Below are 17433 nucleotides of genomic sequence, written 5' to 3'. Positions count from 1 at the left end.
TCTCTCAGTTTATGGGGCAGCGGACGTAGGCGTATCTCAGCATGTCCTCTTCCCGGTACAGGCGACCGTTCGAGAGCACGTAACCAAGATTCCCGACGCCGGCCGGGCACTCCGCCGTGACCTTCCAGTTCTTGGCGGATCGCGACATGCCGAGGACTTTGCACTCGCGTCCGAGCCCTTCGAGCTCGTACGAGGTGATGCGAAGGGAATTGGATGTGTCGCCTCCCGGTGCCGGGCAGTAGCTCGGATCCCTGGCCCAGACCCCGATGACGGTCTCTTCAGCACGGGTCACTCGCGGTCCGTAAAGGGCCTTCTCGGCACTAGCATCCCAGGAATCGTCAGCCGGAAGGTTGTTGGCCGCCTTGAAATCGCGGAGCGCATAGCGTGAGGCCAGGCCCCAGACGCCGTCACCGGCCCCGCTGTAGAAGCCGAGTTCGGAAAGACGACGCTGCACACGTGCGGCATCGGCCTTGTTCAGCGGGTTGAGTGAGGCTCCTCTCGGAGGCGGGTAGCCTGCCGGGATCCAGCGGTCGGACTTGCTCGTCAATGTCCCCGAGGCACGGCGAGCGTATTGGCTGAGGAGAGCCGTCTCCGTCCGTTCATCCCAGACGTCATCCCGCGCAAGGCCGTTGGCCATCTTGAAGTCGCGCAGGGCGGTTCGGGACCTCGGGCCCCACATCCCGTCGACAATTCCTGTAAGGTAGCCGAGATCCGACAGACGCTGCTGGATCCGGGTTGCATCCTCCACCCTCAGCAGGTCGCTGAATTCGGCTGCATAGGCGGCTGCCCCACCCCCGGTACCTGGGATCGAGGCGATGTCCACCGGAGGCGGCAACGACTGCACCGGAGATGGCGCCGGGGTGTTGGCGGGCTGCGGGATCTGGGACTGCGGAACGGCCACGGGAGTGGCCGGAGCGGAATTGTAGGTGCTGGCTGGAGCAGGCGGTATGCTCGACGGCGTCGGCCACACGCGTGATGGCATCGATGCCGCGATGCGCCGGCCTTCGGCTTGAAGATCCGATCGCTTCGACGAGAGAGAGAGCTGAGCAGCCGTCATGTCGCTCTCTCGGTAGCGATAGCGGCTGCAGCGCGCGTTCCAATCGTCGACCATTCCGTTGAAGCGGGATACGTCCTGGCTCTCGGAGAGCTCCGTGCGGATGGTTTCAAGTCGGACCTGCTGGAACAGGCAGTACCTGATCTGCGATGCGCCCAGCGCGCGGGAGCCGTCGCCGACCGATGGCATGTCCTCGGTATCCAGTCGTGCAGGAACCGTCGGCGCAGGATCAGGCCTCGGGACGGTGGGAGCCTGGGGCGGGGTCGGGCGTGGGGCCGGCGCCGTGTACGGGGGTGACGAGTACGTCGTCCGCGTGGGGGTTGGCTTCTGATTGGCAATGAAGAGGATGATGCCGCCGATGGCTGCTGCCCCCCAGAAAAGCCGGCTCACGAGCCGCTTGCTCTTCTGCTTTCTCTGATGCTCAAGGCCCGCACGAACCTTCAGAAGGAAATCTCGCTCCTCCCCGCGGCCTTGGACATCCCCCAGGAGCCTGTTGACGATCGCAAGCGCCTCGTCGCGGCGCCCAGCCTTGACATGTTCCATGAGCTCGCGCTGGGCGATGATGCCCTCGATGTCCTGCTTGTCTGACTTCAAGCGGTCGCTCACCTCCTGCGACGGCGGGTGGCGGCTGGCGTGGTACAGCGCGCCCTTCAGCAGTGCCAAGGATCCTTGGGGAGCATCGAGGTCATTGTTCAGGGAGATCGCTAGGTCACGGATTGCCATCCATGGCGCATCGGACAGGTCCGTACCCTTCGTTCCCGCGACCGCTGCAGCGAACAGCTCGAAGAGGCGCTCGGCCTGTCCCGTGGCCCCGGTGCCGAAACCACCGCGCCGGAGATCGGAATCCAGGAAGGTAAGGGAGTCCTTCAGTTCCTGGATGTATTCGACGAGGGGCCTAAAGGGCTCGAAGGCGATGTTGCTCTGCAGGATATCGAGATCGCCTGCCATCTGCTCGCTTGCCCGAGGAAGCCGCGCGAAGGCCTCGATGGCCGCGTGCAGGATTCTTCCTGATAGGGAGTGTAGGCCGTGCTCGTTGGCGACCCAGAGGTAGATGTCCCTGACTTCACCGAACACCTCCCGGGCCCGCGGGTCGTCGCGTCCCTTGTGCTCCTCGAGGATCTGCAGAGGCCGCCCTATGCCGCTCCAGGCATGGAGGTTCCGGATGAGGGACTCGGGAGGCTCCGGATCCTTGGGGTTCTCCTTCAGCCCTTCACAGGCCGAACGGATGGCCTCGAGCCGTCGCGAGAGTTCGGGATCCGAAATCTGCCCGTAGGCGCTCATGAACACGTCGAGGCGTTCCGCCAAGGCCGGGTCGGATGCTCCGAGAAGCGGCTCTATCGCCTTGGTGGCCGCTTCCGCCGCCGTTTCCGGGTTCGCGAAAGTGGCAAGGACCGCCTTGTCCTGGGTCTCGAACAGGTCTCTCAGGACCTGGGCGACCGCCTCGCGATCGGCCTTGACCATGCCGGCAGTCTCGCGGGCATCGTTGATGGCGTCGAGGGCGGCACCTGGGGCCGCCGCGGCCTGCGCCTGGAGCAACGTTGCAAGGGCCGATCCGTCAGCCGGCACTCGCGCATGGACATGAGCCAGGAAGTTCGAACGCGGGAGAGAGTGAAGCTTCGTCGAGAGAGTGGCTGCGGCGTCCGAAGCAAGCCCCGGAGACTTCAGCATCCTCAGCACCTCCTGGACGGTCCCGAGATCCACATCGAGCAGGTAGGAGACCTCGGCTTCCAACCTGATGCGCGGTGTCATCAAGACCTGACGGGCCCGCTGAAGGTCCTGCTCGGGGGCGACTTCGTCCGCGACCGCGTCCCCGAAGGCATCCTCGATCTCGCGGGCGTCGGCCGTCATCTTCACGCCGAGGAGCGCGAACGGGTTCGACAGCAGGTCGAAGGCTGAGGGCATCGCGGCGCCGGTCATCGTCCGGCCTCCGGCTAGCCGGCCGTGTGGCCGTCGTCGCGTCTCAGGCTGCGCGCACGCAGCCATGCGTCGACCGCCCCATTCGCGCCGGAGGATGCAGAGATATCAAGGTCGGTGTCCGCCCTCTTGAGGTCCTTGATGAGGGAGGATCCAAGGCGCAACAGGATCTGCCGGCGTGTGCCGGCAGCATGAGAGACCCCGTCTTGCGCGGGATTGTCGGTCATGGTCGATGCCCCCAGCCGATCGAGCCGATAGCTCGATAGGTACCGTGAACATCGCACGGATCCGCAGAGTGTAAAGTCCTATATGCGGGTTTGACGCCTAATACCAAGACCCTGAAGGGCAGATCCGCTTGTGCTCTTCGGGACAAGGCGAGTGTCATTCAGTTTGGTGAGCCAGGGTGGCTCGCCGTGCCAATCCCACTCCGTTCTGCCTTTGATGCGCCTCAGCTTCGCGTGCTCGCCCGCGAGACGAAGAATGCGCCCCAGATGCGGCGGCTTCTGGCGCTCACAGTTCTTCCGGTACCTCAAGGACCAATGAAGCGAGCCTCTCTCAAGAGCTCGGCCGCGTATGAACTAGATGCCGTAATGGGCCTGCCGCTCACGAGGTAGCGGAACGGGTGGCTGTCCCTCAGAGTGATGTGTGTTGAACCGGGGTCCGAGTGATCGGCCCCAAGCATCATGAGGGACAGCCATGGACTACTATGCTGGAATTGACGTGTCTTTGGAACTCAGCAGCGTCTGCATCCTCGATGCCTCCGGGCAGATCATCCGCGAGGCGAAGGTCGCCAGTGAGCCTGAGGCGCTCGCTACCTTCCTCGCCAGCCTGGACCTGCCACTCACCCGCGTCGGCCTGGAGGCCGGGCCGCTCTCGCAGTGGCTGCATGCCGGCCTTCTGCACGCCGGGTTCGAGGTCGTGCTGCTGGAGACCCGGCATGTGAAGGCGGCGCTCTCGGCCATGATCGTCAAGACCGACCGGCGCGATGCCCGCGGCATCGCCCAGCTGCTGCGCATGGGCTGGTTCCGGCCCGTCCACTGCAAGTCGCCGCCGGCGCAGGAGGTCCGGGCCCTGCTCATGGCCCGCAAGCAGCTGCAGGCCAAGATGCGCGATATCGAACTCAGCCTGCGTGGGTTGTTGCGCGGCTTCGGCCTGAAGATCGGCGCGATCAGCAAGGGCCAGTTCGCCACGCGGGTGCGCACCCTCACGGCAGGTCATGAGATGCTGGAGAAGATCGCCGAGGCCATGTTACGGGCCCGAGAGGCTCTGCAGACGGAGTTTGCCCGGTCGCATCGCGCCATGCTGGCGATCGCCCGGGAGAACGAGGTCTGCCGGCGGTTGATGAGCGTGCCAGGCGTCGGAGCGCTGATTGCAGTCACCTTCACCTCCGCGGTGGACGATCCCGAGCGCTTCTCGCGCTCGCGGGCGGTGGGAGCGCACTTTGGCCTGACCCCTAAGAAGTATCAGTCAGGCGAGACGGATATCACGGAGCGGTGAGCCGGGTGGGTGACCCGATGGTGCGCACGGCGCTGTATGAGGGCGCCCACATCCTGCTGACGCGGGCCGTGCGCTTCTCGGCGCTCAAGCGCTGGGCGCTCGAGGTGGCCAAGCGGCGCGGCATGCGGCGGGCCAAGGTGGCGCTGGCCCGGAAACTTGCGGTCATTCTGCATCGCATCTGGATCGACGGCACCACCTTCCGCTGGAGCCGGCAGGGTGTTGCCGCATAGGAGGAGCAAGCATTCGGAACAGGGCGGCTCTCGTCCTGTTCCCCTGAGGTCCCGTCGCCGGGACGATGGAGGCGGTCAAGCCGTAAGTAGTGCCGTGAGCACCCATCGGGTGGAACACGCGTCCTAGATGGGCTGACCGCATCCTCTCTGATGGCATGGTGGGGCGGCCTCGCGCCGACCCCGAACAGAAGCAAGACTTCGGCGACAGGACTATCACTCAGGGGATTGACACCAAACGGCCCATTACAGAAGCACTGCGCCGATTTCTGCGACATGGTGTCCGGCATGGGCCGAACATGAAGAAGATCGCTTCTTAAATTCCGCCTTTTAGGCTAAAGTTCTCACGCTCGGGAATGATGGAACGTCAGCCCGGGTGCGCTTCGTGGGGCAGGCACGATGTGCCTTCATGATATTTTGGCTGCCGGGCCGATCCGCGATGGGACTTTGTGCCCGAATCGGCCAAACCCAGCCGGACAACCTGCTTCTGAGCCATTCGTATCACTCCGGGCCGCTCCTTATCCGGGAGCAGGCCTCCTTTGACCGGCCGACGACACAATGCCTTCTACTCTCGCGATCACCAGCTCCGCCAACATCTACATCAGGGCTCTGCTCGGCGATGAGAAATGGGGCACCGACAGTTTTACCTATAGCTTTCCGGCCTCCTCCACCTTCTATGAGCCGTCCTACGGCTACGGCGAATCATCCAATAATTTCGGAGGCTTCCTGAGTGCTCAGCAGACGGCCGCGCGCGCGGCGCTGACGCTCTATGCCTCCGTTGCCAACCTGTCCTTTCAGGAAATGTCGGAGACGGCCTCCCGGCACGCGGATATCCGCTTTGCGCGCTCCGATGCCCCCGGCACGGCCTGGGCCTACTTTCCGACCGAAGCGGAGTCCGGCGGCGATGTCTGGCTGAACAGCTCGAGCCACACCTACGATGCTCCGCGGAAAGGAAACTACGCTTACGCGACCATCGTGCACGAGCTCGGCCACGCTCTCGGGTTGGAACACACCCATGAGGGCACCGCGATGCCTCTGAGCCGGGATTCGATCGAATACTCCGTCATGAGCTACCGCTCCTATGTCGGAGCCTCCCTGTCGTACGGCTACACGAACGAGACTTGGGGCTACGCGCAATCGCTGATGATGTATGACATCGCGGCGATCCAATATCTCTACGGCGCGAACTACGCGACCAACAGCGGCAACACGACTTATGTCTGGACCCCGGCCGGGCGCGCTTATGTGAACGGCGTCCTGCAAAGCACCGCCGGCGGCAACCGGATTTTCGAGACGGTCTGGGACGGCGGCGGGACCGATACCTACGATTTCAGGCAGTATACGACCGGACTCAAGATCGATCTCAATCCGGGCGCATGGACCATCACGTCGAGCGCACAGCTTGCAAAGCTCACCTGGAGCGGCACGAAGCTCGCCGCCGGCAATATCGCCAACGCGCTCTTGTACGGGAACGACATGCGTTCCCTGATCGAGAATGCGCTGGGCGGTTCGGGCAACGACATGATCAAGGGAAATGCCGCTGCCAACTCGCTGCAGGGTGGCGCAGGAAACGATCAGCTCTATGGCCGCGACGGGAATGATCGCCTGTCCGGAGGCAGCGGGAACGACAAGCTCTACGGGCAGGGCGGAAGCGACATTCTGTCCGGCGGCAGCGGCGCCGATGCGTTCGTTTTCCTGAGCCTGAGCGATTCCCCGGCAGCGTCCAGGGACAGGATCACCGATTTCAAGCGCGGCCAGGATCATATCGATCTGCGCGCCATCGATGCCAATACCAAAATCGCCGGCGATCAGGCTTTCACCTTCATCGGAAAATCAGCCTTCTCCGGACATGCCGGGCAGCTCAAATTTGCCGGCGGCGTGCTGTCGGCGGATGTGAACGGCGACAAGATCGCCGATTTTGCGGTCAGCGTGACCGGCCTGACCGCGCTTTCCAAAGACGATTTCTACCTTTGACGCTGCCGGCGCCGATCCAATGCGCCGGTCCTAAAGCGCGGATGCCTCCAGATAGATCCGGACAAGCCGCTCGCATCCTTCACGGTCTTCCTCATCGAACCGGTTCGGATGCGGACTGTCGAGATCGAGAACTCCGAACACCTGCCCGTTCTTGATGAGCGGCACAACCAGTTCGGAGCGGGACGCGCCGTCACAGGCGATATGGCCCGGGAAGGCGTCGACATCCGGCACCACGACCGAAGCCCTGCGCTCCACGGCCGTCCCGCAGACCCCGCGCCCCACCGCAATGCGCACGCAGGCGACCTTGCCCTGGAAGGGGCCCAGGACCAGCTCCGGGCCGCGCATGAAGTAAAATCCGGACCAGTTCAGATCGGGCAGAAGCTGATAGATCAGGGCGGACATATTGGCCGCGTTGGCGATGGCGTCCGGCTCGCCCTCCAGCAGGGCGGCGAGCTGCTGAGCAAGCGAAGCATAGAGATCGCGCTTGCTGGCGGACGAAGGGAGAGTTTGAGCTTGGAACATGAGACTCACTTATGAGGCCTGTTCCCGCTTGTCCAGCCCACCTCAGGCCCCGGCGGGATCACAGGAACTCCTCGTTCGCGAGAAAGCCCTCGAAGGCCGGCTGCCCGAGGCCGTTGAGGCCGGATCGCCTATGGAACCATGAGGTCGATCGTCTCGAAGCCTCTGCTCGCCAGACGTTGCGCAAGGACGCGCCGGTGGCAATTGGCAGGATCGCGCTCGAAGCAGAGAAGGCAGATCGGCCGCGCCGCGGCCAGGGCTTCGAGGTCGCGAAAAGCCTTCTGGGCGTCTTCCGTCGAGAGGACTTCGTCGCAGTAGATCCGGCGCATCAGATCGCCGTCGCCGGCCCGGGCGGCCTGGCGGCCCGCTTTGGGCGTTCCGAGCTTGATGAAATGCTCGTACCCGATGCCCTGCCCCAGCAGCCCCTCGCGGAGCGCGGATTTCGAGAACCCGCGCTTCCGGGACAGTGCAACGGCGCGCACATCCGCGAGCGTTTCGACGCCCGCATCCTTCAGTCTGGCGAGGAAGCGGTCGAGATCCGCTCCCTCGTATCCGATGGTGAAAACCTGCGGCTTGGACATGCAGGAGATTACATAGACGGCATCGGATGCTGCGGCAAGTTGGGCTGAGTGTAGGGTCTCAACGCTTCCGGCGTGCGGAAATCACCCGGGACCGCGAAGTCGCGCGCGGCACCGCGAGCCTGTTCGAGTCCGCGCGGATACCCGGTCCGATCCGAGTAATCCTGCATCGGCGGCAGCGGATGCGGGCTCTCGCGGCTCAGGGTCTGGGCGCAATAGACATCGAGCGCCGTCACGCCGGCGACCGCCGCCATGGCAATGCCGACATTGCCCTTGTTCGGATTGGGGCCTTCGAGCGCGGTTGCAAGCGTCGCGAGGTCGAGGCCGTCGCCGGCCACACGGCCCCAGATCCATGGCGTCGGATCCTTCGAGGCGAGGATTCCCACGCCCGTCGCGATTTCCCGCACCCCATAACCGACGATCACTCCCTCCTGGCCCTTCATGCCGAGCGCACGGGCCAAAGCGCGCGGCGCAACGACCTCCGCAATGCCAAGGGCGATCGAGAAGACGCCGAGGCCCCGGGCGAGCGTGTCGGTCGCGGTGTCGGCCTGACCGCGCCGACGGGTTCTTTCGGTTTCGTAGCGCATGACATCCACCTTTTAAGGTTTGAGAACGACCTTGACGCACCCGTCCTGCTTGTCCCGGAAAATCTTGTACATCTCAGGCCCCTCTTCGAGGCCCACCGTATGGGTGATCACGAAGGACGGGTCGATCTGCCCGTCCTCGATGCGCCGCAGAAGATCGTCGGTCCAGCGGTTCACGTGGGTCTGGCCGGTGCGGATCGTAAGGCCCTTGTTCATGATGGCGCCGAAGGGAATCTTGTCGAGCAGTCCGCCGTAGACGCCGGGCACGGAGAGCGTTCCGGCCGGGCGGCAGACATAGGCCATCTCGCGCAGCACGTGCGGACGGTCCGTTTCCATCATCGTTGCCTGCTTCACGCGATCATACATGGCGTCGACCGTACCGGCCGCATGCGCTTCCATGCCCACGCAGTCGATGCACTTCTCCGGCCCCTTGCCGTTGGTGAGTTCGTTCAGACGCTCAATGACGCTCTCCTGATCGAAATTGATGGTGATCGCGCCGCCGGCTTCCGCCATGGCGAGCCGCTCCGGAACGCGATCGATCACGATCACCTGCCTGGCGCCGAGCAGGATCGCACTGCGGATCGTCATCTGGCCGACGGGACCCGCCCCCCAGATCGCGACGGTATCGGTCGGCTGGATGTCGCATTGCACCGCGGCCTGCCAGCCGGTGGGGAAGATGTCGCTCAGGAAGAGCAGCTTCTCGTCCGGAATGCCGTCGGGCACCTTGATGTGGGTGGCGTCGGCGAACGGCACGCGCAGATATTCCGCCTGACCGCCCGGGTAACCGCCCGTCAGATGCGTGTAGCCGAACAATCCCGCGGTCGTATGGCCGAAAGCCTTTGCCGCGATATTGCCGTTGCGGTTGGTTCGCTCGCAGACCGAGAAATTGCCGCGTTTGCACTGGTCGCATTGGCCACAGATAATGGTGAAGGGAATCACGACCCGGTCGCCGACCTTCAGTTTGCCTTTGGCTTCGGCGCCCACTTCGACGACCTCGCCCATGGTCTCATGGCCCATGATGTCGCCGTTCTGCATGCCGGGCATGAAATGGTCGTAGAGGTGGAGATCGGAGCCGCAGATGGCACAGCTCGTCACCTTGATGATCGCATCGCGCGGATGCTCGATTTCCGGATCAGGAACCGAATCGCAGCGAATGTCCGTCGTGCCGTGCCAAACGAGGGCCCTCATCGAAATCTCCTTCCAGCATGCCTGTGAACGGCCAAGCTGCGCCGCATGGCCGCGTCGATACGGGAAAGACTTCTTGGGAAGGGTTGCGTTCCCTAACGGGCGGAAATTTCCAGACCTTACCTCAAAAGACGCGGGCCTCAGACATGCTGGGGCAGACGGCGGATCAGGTCCGCGAGCGCCGGCTCCAAGACCTGGAGAGCCGCCTCCTCGACCTCGAACCAGCGCGCGTCGCGCTGCCCCTTCTCGCGCCAGGATTTGAGCTGTTTCGAGACCTCGAGCGGGTACACGTTCACGCGGCAGAGATCGAAATGGGAGGCGCGACGTTTCCAGTAATCGTAGGTGCCCATGGGTTTCTGCTTGATCGCGCCTTTCACGCCGGCTTCTTCCTCCGCCTCCCGGGCGGCCGCCTTGTAGGGCTTCTTGCCCTTCATCGGCCAGCCCTTCGGGATCAGCCAGCGCTTGGTCTCGCGGGATGTGACGAGGAGCACCTCGATCCGACCGTCCTTGATGCGGAAAGGAAGCGCTGCGACTTGGCTGAGTTCTTCTTGTGGCGTCCGGGGCATTCGACGAGAGTATGATTTTGCGCGGTTAGCTTGTAACGTAATTGATCTGAGCCGGCTAATAAAGGATCAATTTCACAGGCCCGGGGACATCTCCTTTCATCGGAGAAGGTTTCCTCCTGTATTTTCACGACCCTTTATGAACGTGTGACAACAAACCGGCCGCCCTGTGGATCCTGAGGAACGCCTGAACGCCATGACGACACACAGCCTGGACATGAGATTTGCCGCAGCCTGCGCCATTGCGCGTGAGGCAGGGGTGCTGGCCCGCAAGCGCTTCCTGGAGCGCCCGCGGTCTCAGCGTCCGGATTTCAAAGGCCCTCAGGACTTTCTGACCGCGACCGACGCGGAGGTCGAGGAGCTGATCCGGCGCCGCCTGGGAGAGCTGTTTCCCGCCGACTCCTTCTTCGGCGAGGAAGGAGGCGGCTCGTTCGAACGCGACGTGTGGGTCGTCGATCCCATTGACGGAACGGCGAACTTTGCCCGCGGCATTCCGCATTTCGCCATCTCGATCGCCTTCGTGCGCGACGGCCGGGTCGAAATCGGCGTGATCTACGACGTCATGCATGCGGATCTCTACACCGCCCAACGCGGACGGGGCGCAGTCCTCAACGGCGAGACGATCAAGGTGAGCGGATTGTCCGACATCCGCCAGGCGACGGTGGAGGCGGGCTGGTCCTCCCGCCTGCCGGCAGAGCCCTATGTCGATGCGGTCGCAAAACTCAAGGCAAGCGGCGCGAATGTGCGCCGGGCGGGCTCCGGCACGCTCGGTCTCGCCTATGTGGCGGACGGGAGGATCGACGCCTATTGCGAGCTCCACATCAATTCGTGGGACGCTCTGGCGGGCCTCCTCATCATCGAAGAAGCGGGAGGCTGGACCAACAACTTCCTGGCCAAGGATGGGTTGCGCAGCGGAAACCCCGTTCTCGCCTGCACGCCCGAACTCGCGGAAAACCTCATGGCGGCGACCGGAATCGCGAAGGAGCCCTGACGCGACGACATTATTCTAAAGATTCATTTTCACATGGACGGCAAGGCTCTTGACCGGAAGCGCCATTGAGGGGAGCTTAGCCGACCAATAAAAACCGTGACAATAACCGTAAGGGAGGAAACCAGAATGATGAAGAATTTCGCGGCCGCCACGATGCTGGCCGGCTCCATGACCGCCTTGTCCTTCTTCTCGGCCGGTGCGGCGCAGGCTCAGGGTGAGCTCGTGATGTATTGCGGCGTTCAGGAGGAATGGTGCCGCGCGATGACGAACGCCTTCGAGCGCGATACGGGCATCAAGGTTTCCATGACCCGCAAGAGCTCGGGTGAGATCTATGCCCAGATCAAGGCGGAATCCGCCAATCCCCGCGCCGATATCTGGTGGGGCGGCACGGGCGACCCCCACATGCAGGCTGCCGAGGAAGGCCTGACGGTCGACTACAATTCGCCGAAGATGGGTGAGCTGCAGGATTGGGCGGTGCGCCAGTGGGAGCAGTCCAAGCACCGCACCGTCGGCATCTATTCCGGCGCGCTCGGCTTCGGCTACAATACGGAACTCGCCAAGACCAACAACGTGCCCGAGCTGAAATGCTGGGCCGACCTGCTCAAGCCCGAGCTGAAGGACGAAGTTCAGGTCGCCGACCCGAATTCCTCGGGCACGGCCTATACGCTGCTGGCGACGATCATCCAGATCATGGGCGAGGACAAGGGCTTCGAATACCTCAAGGCCCTGCACAAGAACATCAACCAGTATACGAAGTCGGGCGCCGCTCCCGCCAAGGCGATGGCCCAGGGCGAAACGACGGCCGGCATCGCCTTCATGCACGACGTCGTGACGATGATCGTGGACAAGGCGCCGGTCAAGGTTGTCGCCCCTTGCGAGGGTACGGGCTACGAAATCGGCTCCATGTCGATCGTGAAGGGCGCCAAGAATCTCGACAGCGCCAAGAAATTCTACGATTGGGCCCTGAGCGTGGATGCGCAGAAGCTCGGCGCGGAAGCCAAGTCCTATCAGGTGCCGTCCAACAAGAACACGCCGGTTCCGCCCCAGGCTCCGAAGCTCAGCGATATCAAGCTCATCAATTTCGACTTCGCGAAATACGGCTCGTCGGAAGAGCGCAAGCGCCTCCTGTCCAAGTGGGACAACGAGGTCAAGAACCTGCCCAAATAGGCTGCCTGCACCGGCCGGCGAAGAGCGCAGCGCTCTTCGCCGGCCCGTATTTTTCGACCGTATGGTTTTGACGTCGGGCTTCGACAGGGGCCCGCCTTTGTTGTTACGCGAGAACTGATATGTCCCGGGCAACCCTTGGCTGGATCATTTTGGGCTGGGTCGGCTTCGTCCTCCTGCCCTGGTATGGCTTCGACCGCTCAGCCGCTCCGACCATGGCCGACTATGTCGTCGGCGGGTCGGCGCTCGTCCATGGCCTCAAGGGAGCCTGGTGGCTTCTGCCTGTTCTCGCACCGCTGCTGATGAGCCTGCGGCCTGCGGCTCTCCCCGCGCGGACCGACAACAGCATCTGGCTGATCGCATCCGGCATGCTGGGGCTCGCGCTGATCGTTCTCCAGGGCTTCACCATCGGCCTGCACGGCTGGACGATCGACATCCTCAAGGCGGCCACCGGCAGCGCCGGTCCGAGCCAGGCCGGCATGGGCTATGGCGCGACGCTCACCGCCGTCGCCTTCCTCATCGTCCTGTGTCATGGGCTTGCCGCGCGGGGATGGTGCCGGGGCGATGCCTTCGTGACCTCCTCCATCGGCGTCGTGATCGCGCTGATCCTCGTTTTCGTCTTCTTTCCCGTGACGACGATTCTGGCGAGCGCGTTCGCCGACAACAACGGCAACTTCGCCCCTCTCGAGTTCGTGACCAAATTCATGGACCGGTCCATCTGGGGGCTCGACTGCCTGTCGAGCGATCTGCGCTGCGGCGTGGCCTGGAACACTCTGTTCCTCGGTCTTCTCGTGGGCGTCGGCACCACCGCCCTCGGGCTTGCCTTCGCGCTCATCGCCACGCGCACGGCGTTTCGCTACAAGAAGCTCCTGCGCGTGATGAGCGTCCTGCCCATCATCACGCCGCCCTTCGTGATCGGTCTCGCGCTGATCCTGATCTTCGGACGCTCCGGCGCCCTCTCGGCCGTCCTGTGGGAGTGGTTCGGAATCCCGCGCTCGCGCTGGATCTACGGCCTCCCCGGCGTCTTCATCGCGCAGCTTCTCGCTTTCACGCCCATCGCCTTCCTGGTGCTCATCGGCGTGGTGCAGGGCATCAGCCCGACGCTCGAGGAGGCCTCCCAGACCCTTCGCGCCAAGAGCTGGACGACCTTCCTGACCGTGACGCTGCCGCTGATGCGCCCGGGCCTGGCGAACGCCTTCCTGCTCGGCTTCGTGGAGAGCCTGGCCGATTTCGGCAATCCGCTCGTCCTCGGCGGCAATTTCGAGGTGCTTTCCACCAAGATCTTCTTCGCGGTCGTCGGCGCACAGCAGGATCAGGGGCGGGCCGCCGTGCTCTCGATCATTCTGCTCGCGTTTACGCTCGGGGCGTTCTGGCTGCAGCATGCGTGGCTCGGCAAGAAGGTCTACACCACGGTGACCGGCAAGGGCGATGCCGGCATTCCGCTGCCCTTGCCGCGCCGGGTTGCCCTGGCGTCCTATTTGACCGTCATTCCCTGGGCTCTGTTCACGGTTGCGGTTTACGTCGTCATCCTGGTCGGCGCCTTCGTGCGCTCCATGGGCCGCGACTACACGCCGACCCTCGACCATTTCCTCACGGCTTTCCGGATCGAGCGGGCCGATTGGGGCCTCTATTTCTCCGGCTCGGCCTGGAATTCGTTCTTCGCCACGATTAAGGTCGCGGCCCTCTCCGCGCCGCTGACCGCGGCCATCGGCCTGCTGACGGCGTATCTGCTGACCCGCCAGCGCTTCTCGGGCCAGCGCGCCTTCGAATTCGGCACCCTGCTGAGCTTCGCGATCCCCGGCACGGTGGTGGGCGTCTCCTACATCCTCGCCTTCAATGTGCCTCCCATCGAAATCACCGGCACGGGATTCGTGCTCGTGATGTGCTTCGTGTTCCGCAACATGCCCGTCGGCGTGCGCTCCGGCATCGCGACGCTCAGCCAGATCGACAAGAGCCTGGACGAGGCCTCCCTGACCCTTGGCGCCAGCTCGGCCACCACCATGCGCCGCGTGGTGCTGCCCCTACTCCGCCCCGCCATCGTGGCCTCGCTGGTCTATTCCTTCGTTCGCGCGATGACCGCGGTCAGCGCCGTGATCTTCCTGGTGACTGCCGAGTACAACATGGCCACGACCTACATCGTCGGCCGTGTCGAAGCGGGCGAATTCGGCCTCGCAATCGCCTATTCCACCGTGCTCATCGTCGTCATGCTGCTCGCGATCCTGGCGATCCAGCTTGCCGTCGGCGAACGGCGTCTCGGACGCCGCTCGCAGAGTACTTCAGCCAGCCCCGTTGCCGCGCAAGCCATTCCATGAACCAGATATCCTCCATCAGCTCCCTGTCCCGCTCTCCCGCCTCCAAGAAGCAGGCGGCTTCGGTCGAGTTCCGCAACGTGACGAAGCGCTACGGAAGCGTCACGGCCGTGGACGACGTCTCCTTCACCATCGAGCCCGGCCGGCTCGTGACGCTGCTCGGCCCCTCCGGCTGCGGGAAGACGACGACGCTGCGCATGATCGCAGGTCTCGAAATGGCGAGCGAAGGCCAGATCCTGATCGGCGGACGCGACGTGACGAACCTGTCCGCCGCGGATCGCGACGTGAGCATGGTGTTCCAGTCCTATGCGCTCTTCCCGCATATGTCGGTTCTGGAGAACGTGGCCTATGGGCCGACCGTGCAGGGCGTCTCCAAGAAGGACGCCTACGAGATGGCCATGGAGAAACTCGCGCTGATCGGCCTGAAGGGTCTCGAGAAGCGTGCTCCCTCGGAGCTCTCCGGCGGCCAGCAGCAGCGTGTGGCCGTTGCGCGCGCGCTCGTCCTGGAGCCGCAAGTGCTGTTGTTCGACGAGCCCCTGTCGAATCTCGATGCCAAACTGCGCCGCCGCGTGCGCGAGGATATCCGCGAGCTGCAGCAGAGCCTCAACCTCACCGTGGCCTACGTCACCCACGATCAGGAGGAGGCGCTCGCCGTCTCCGACCGCATCATCGTCATGTCGAACGCCCGGATCGCTCAGACGGGCACACCGCGGGAACTCTATGAGGAACCCGCGGACCTGTTCGTCGCCGACTTCATCGGCGATGCCAATATCGTGTCCGGCGAGGTCGTCGACGGATCTGGAGCGACGGCGAATGTCCGGATCGGCGGCGTGAATCTCGAGCTTCCTCGGCGCGGCGTGGGACAGGGGCCCGTGAAGCTCGCGATTCGACCCGATGCGATCACGCTCGACGACGGCTCGAACGCCGCCGGCAAAACGATGGGAACGGTCAGGAAAGCATCCTATCTCGGCACGCAGGTGGAATACGAGGTCGAGAGCCCCGTCGGGAACCTGTTCGTCGTTCAATACGGCCGCAAGGATTCCATCGCCGCCGGCACGCCGGTCGCGATCGCCTTCGCGCCGGAGCGTGGCATCGCGATCATTCCCGGAGCCTGACCCGAGAGCATCGGACGTGAAAAGTGGGATCCGCTTTTGGGTCCGATGCGCTAGACGTCGCCTTCGTCCGGAATGTTGAGGACCGTGCCGCAGGCCTTGCAGTGCACCGCATCCCTGTCGTGCCGCTGCAATCCGCAGACAGGACAGGGATGACGCACCTTGTTGGGCCGCAGGAGAACCTGCACGAGGCGCAGGAACAGCGTCACGCCGCAGATCATGATGATGACCGAGAGCAGGTGCCCCAGGGTGCCCGTGAGCGTGATGTCGCCGAAACCCGTCGTGGTGAGCGCCGCGATGGTGAAGTAGAGCGCATCGACGTAATTGCCGATCGCGTGATTGGTCCGGTGCTGCGTCTCGTAGACGAAGCCCGTCATGATGAAGATGAACACGCCGAGATTGACGCTTGCGATGATCACCTCCTCGTTGCGCCTGAAAAAGGGGCTGTCGGAGCGCAACCGCACCAGAAGCTGATAGGTCCGCAGCAGCCGGACGGTGCGCAGGATGCGCAGAAAGCCGACGCCTTCGCCGACCACGGGAGCGAGGAAGGACACGATGGCCGCGATATCGGCGAAGGTGGCCGGATGGGCGAGGTCGCGCCACCGGTTCCGGCTGATGACGATCCGGGCCAGAGAATCGGCCAGAACGCCGAAGCCGATCACCATGTCGACCCGCTCCTCGAAGGGATAGCGCGGCAGGAAGGACGTGATGACGATGAAGAGGATCGTGATGATGTCGAAAAGGAGAAGGCCGTAGCGGAACCGGTGCGCTTCCGGGGCGTCGCCTTCGTAAAGAAACCTGAGCCGCTCGACGAATTTCCAGCGGGACTTTCCGCCGCCTTTACGGGTGGGCGCTTGATGCATAGGAAAACAGTGCTTTCTTTCAGGACCGGGACCCTGACACTATCTATATGGCAGGCCTGCAATTCTAACAGGGTGTCATTCAGGCCGAACCGGTTTACCAGAGCATTGAACGCAAAACCGGGAACCGGTTTCGCGTGAAAAGATGCTCAAAGCCAAACTGTTGCAGCGTAGGACGTGAGTTCGATGTCACGTCCTGTGCTGCCGTGACTCACCGACTTTCCCGAGATGGACGAATGCTCAAAGCTCTGATTTTCGACATGGATGGCACTCTGGTGCACAGCGACCCCGTCCATCTGCGGGCATTCGCCGAGGTTCTCAGCCCCGAGGGCGTGACGATCGACGAGCATGTCTACCGCTCCACGATCATCGGCCGCACCAATGAATCCATCTTCGCCACTCTCCTCCCCCACCGGTCGGTCGAAGACCATGTGGCCTTCGCCGATGAGAAGGAGGCGGCCTTCCGCCGCCTGGCTCTCGACCTGAAGCCCCTGGACGGTCTCGTCGAGCTTCTCGACTGGGCGGATGAGCGCGGGATCGGGACTGCGCTCGTCACCAATGCCCCCCGGCTCAATGCGGAACACATGCTGGACGTCCTTGGAATCACCAAGCGTTTTCCCATCCAGGTCACGATCGACCAGGTGGAGCGCGGAAAGCCGGATCCCCTTCCCTATCTGACGGCCCTGGAACGCCTCGGCGTGCGCGCGGACGAGGCCATCGCCTTCGAGGATTCACCCTCGGGCATGAAAGCCGCCAAAGCAGCAGGCCTCTTCTCCTTCGGCATGCTCACCGGGCTGACAGCCCAGGACATGCGCGACGTGGGTGCGGACGTCGTCATCGCGGATTTTCACGCCTCTGCCCTGTGGAATGTACTCCACAGCAAAGCTGCTGCCTGAACCACG

General features: G+C 63.6%; 14 protein-coding genes and 1 pseudogene. 7 read left to right on the top strand and 8 right to left on the bottom strand.

Annotation, left to right across the window (positions count from 1 at the left end; translation table 11 throughout):
- Positions 1–4: 4 nt before the first annotated feature.
- Positions 5–2971, bottom strand: coding sequence for a peptidoglycan-binding protein (locus tag RE429_RS23915; RefSeq protein WP_414475829.1), 2967 nt, complete (start codon positions 2969–2971; stop codon positions 5–7).
- Between the two features lie 14 nt (positions 2972–2985).
- A complete protein-coding gene (locus RE429_RS23910) occupies positions 2986–3195 on the bottom strand; it encodes a hypothetical protein (protein ID WP_414475828.1) in 210 nt (69 codons plus the stop codon).
- 469 nt (positions 3196–3664) lie between these two features.
- On the opposite strand from RE429_RS23910, the pseudogene RE429_RS23905 reads away from it, so the two are divergent.
- Both RE429_RS23905 and RE429_RS23900 read left to right on the top strand, forming a co-directional pair.
- A pseudogene (locus RE429_RS23905) lies at positions 3665–4695 on the top strand (IS110 family transposase).
- A 555-nt stretch (positions 4696–5250) separates the two neighbouring features.
- Positions 5251–6666 carry a M10 family metallopeptidase gene (locus tag RE429_RS23900; RefSeq protein ID WP_414475827.1) on the top strand — a complete coding sequence of 472 codons (1416 nt, stop codon included), beginning with the start codon at positions 5251–5253 and terminating at the stop codon, positions 6664–6666.
- Between the two features lie 30 nt (positions 6667–6696).
- On the opposite strand, the gene RE429_RS23895 is transcribed toward RE429_RS23900, so the two are convergent.
- The 5 genes from RE429_RS23895 to RE429_RS23875 form a co-directional block, all read right to left on the bottom strand.
- A complete protein-coding gene (locus RE429_RS23895) occupies positions 6697–7188 on the bottom strand; it encodes a GAF domain-containing protein (RefSeq protein WP_414475826.1) in 492 nt (163 codons plus the stop codon).
- A gap of 128 nt (positions 7189–7316) precedes the next feature.
- A complete protein-coding gene (locus RE429_RS23890) occupies positions 7317–7766 on the bottom strand; it encodes a DUF488 family protein (protein WP_414475825.1) in 450 nt (149 codons plus the stop codon).
- Positions 7767–7774: 8 nt separating this feature from the next.
- Entirely contained in the window at positions 7775–8350 is a 576-nt protein-coding gene (locus RE429_RS23885; protein ID WP_414475823.1) for a cyclase dehydrase, read from the bottom strand.
- 12 nt (positions 8351–8362) lie between these two features.
- Positions 8363–9535, bottom strand: a complete 1173-nt coding sequence (locus RE429_RS23880) for a zinc-dependent alcohol dehydrogenase (protein WP_414475822.1) — start codon at positions 9533–9535, stop codon at positions 8363–8365.
- A gap of 137 nt (positions 9536–9672) precedes the next feature.
- Complete coding sequence (locus RE429_RS23875) at positions 9673–10098, bottom strand: NUDIX hydrolase (protein WP_414475821.1); 426 nt, start codon at positions 10096–10098, stop codon at positions 9673–9675.
- A 193-nt stretch (positions 10099–10291) separates the two neighbouring features.
- On the opposite strand from RE429_RS23875, the gene RE429_RS23870 reads away from it, so the two are divergent.
- The 4 genes from RE429_RS23870 (at position 10292) to RE429_RS23855 (ending at position 15674) form a co-directional block, all read left to right on the top strand.
- Positions 10292–11086 (top strand): inositol monophosphatase family protein, encoded by a 795-nt coding sequence (locus tag RE429_RS23870; RefSeq protein WP_414475820.1) that lies wholly within the window; start codon positions 10292–10294, stop codon positions 11084–11086.
- A gap of 129 nt (positions 11087–11215) precedes the next feature.
- On the top strand, positions 11216–12253 hold the full coding sequence (locus RE429_RS23865) for an ABC transporter substrate-binding protein (protein WP_414475900.1): 1038 nt from the start codon (positions 11216–11218) through the stop codon (positions 12251–12253).
- A gap of 119 nt (positions 12254–12372) precedes the next feature.
- Positions 12373–14562, top strand: coding sequence for an ABC transporter permease (locus RE429_RS23860; protein ID WP_414475819.1), 2190 nt, complete (start codon positions 12373–12375; stop codon positions 14560–14562).
- Positions 14559–15674 (top strand): ABC transporter ATP-binding protein, encoded by a 1116-nt coding sequence (locus RE429_RS23855; RefSeq protein ID WP_414475818.1) that lies wholly within the window; start codon positions 14559–14561, stop codon positions 15672–15674. Before RE429_RS23860 ends, RE429_RS23855 begins: the two co-directional genes overlap by 4 nt.
- A gap of 50 nt (positions 15675–15724) precedes the next feature.
- Here RE429_RS23855 and RE429_RS23850 read toward each other — a convergent pair whose 3' ends face one another.
- Positions 15725–16534, bottom strand: a complete 810-nt coding sequence (locus RE429_RS23850) for an ion channel (RefSeq protein ID WP_414475817.1) — start codon at positions 16532–16534, stop codon at positions 15725–15727.
- Positions 16535–16767: 233 nt separating this feature from the next.
- Here RE429_RS23850 and RE429_RS23845 point away from each other — a divergent pair, with 233 nt between their 5' ends.
- A complete protein-coding gene (locus RE429_RS23845; protein ID WP_414475816.1) occupies positions 16768–17427 on the top strand; it encodes an HAD family hydrolase in 660 nt (219 codons plus the stop codon).
- Positions 17428–17433: the final 6 nt, after the last annotated feature.

The organism is Microvirga sp. M2, from assembly GCF_047497095.1.
Taxonomy (GTDB): Bacteria; Pseudomonadota; Alphaproteobacteria; order Rhizobiales; family Beijerinckiaceae; genus Microvirga.
This window is presented reverse-complemented; position numbering and strand designations above follow the sequence as displayed.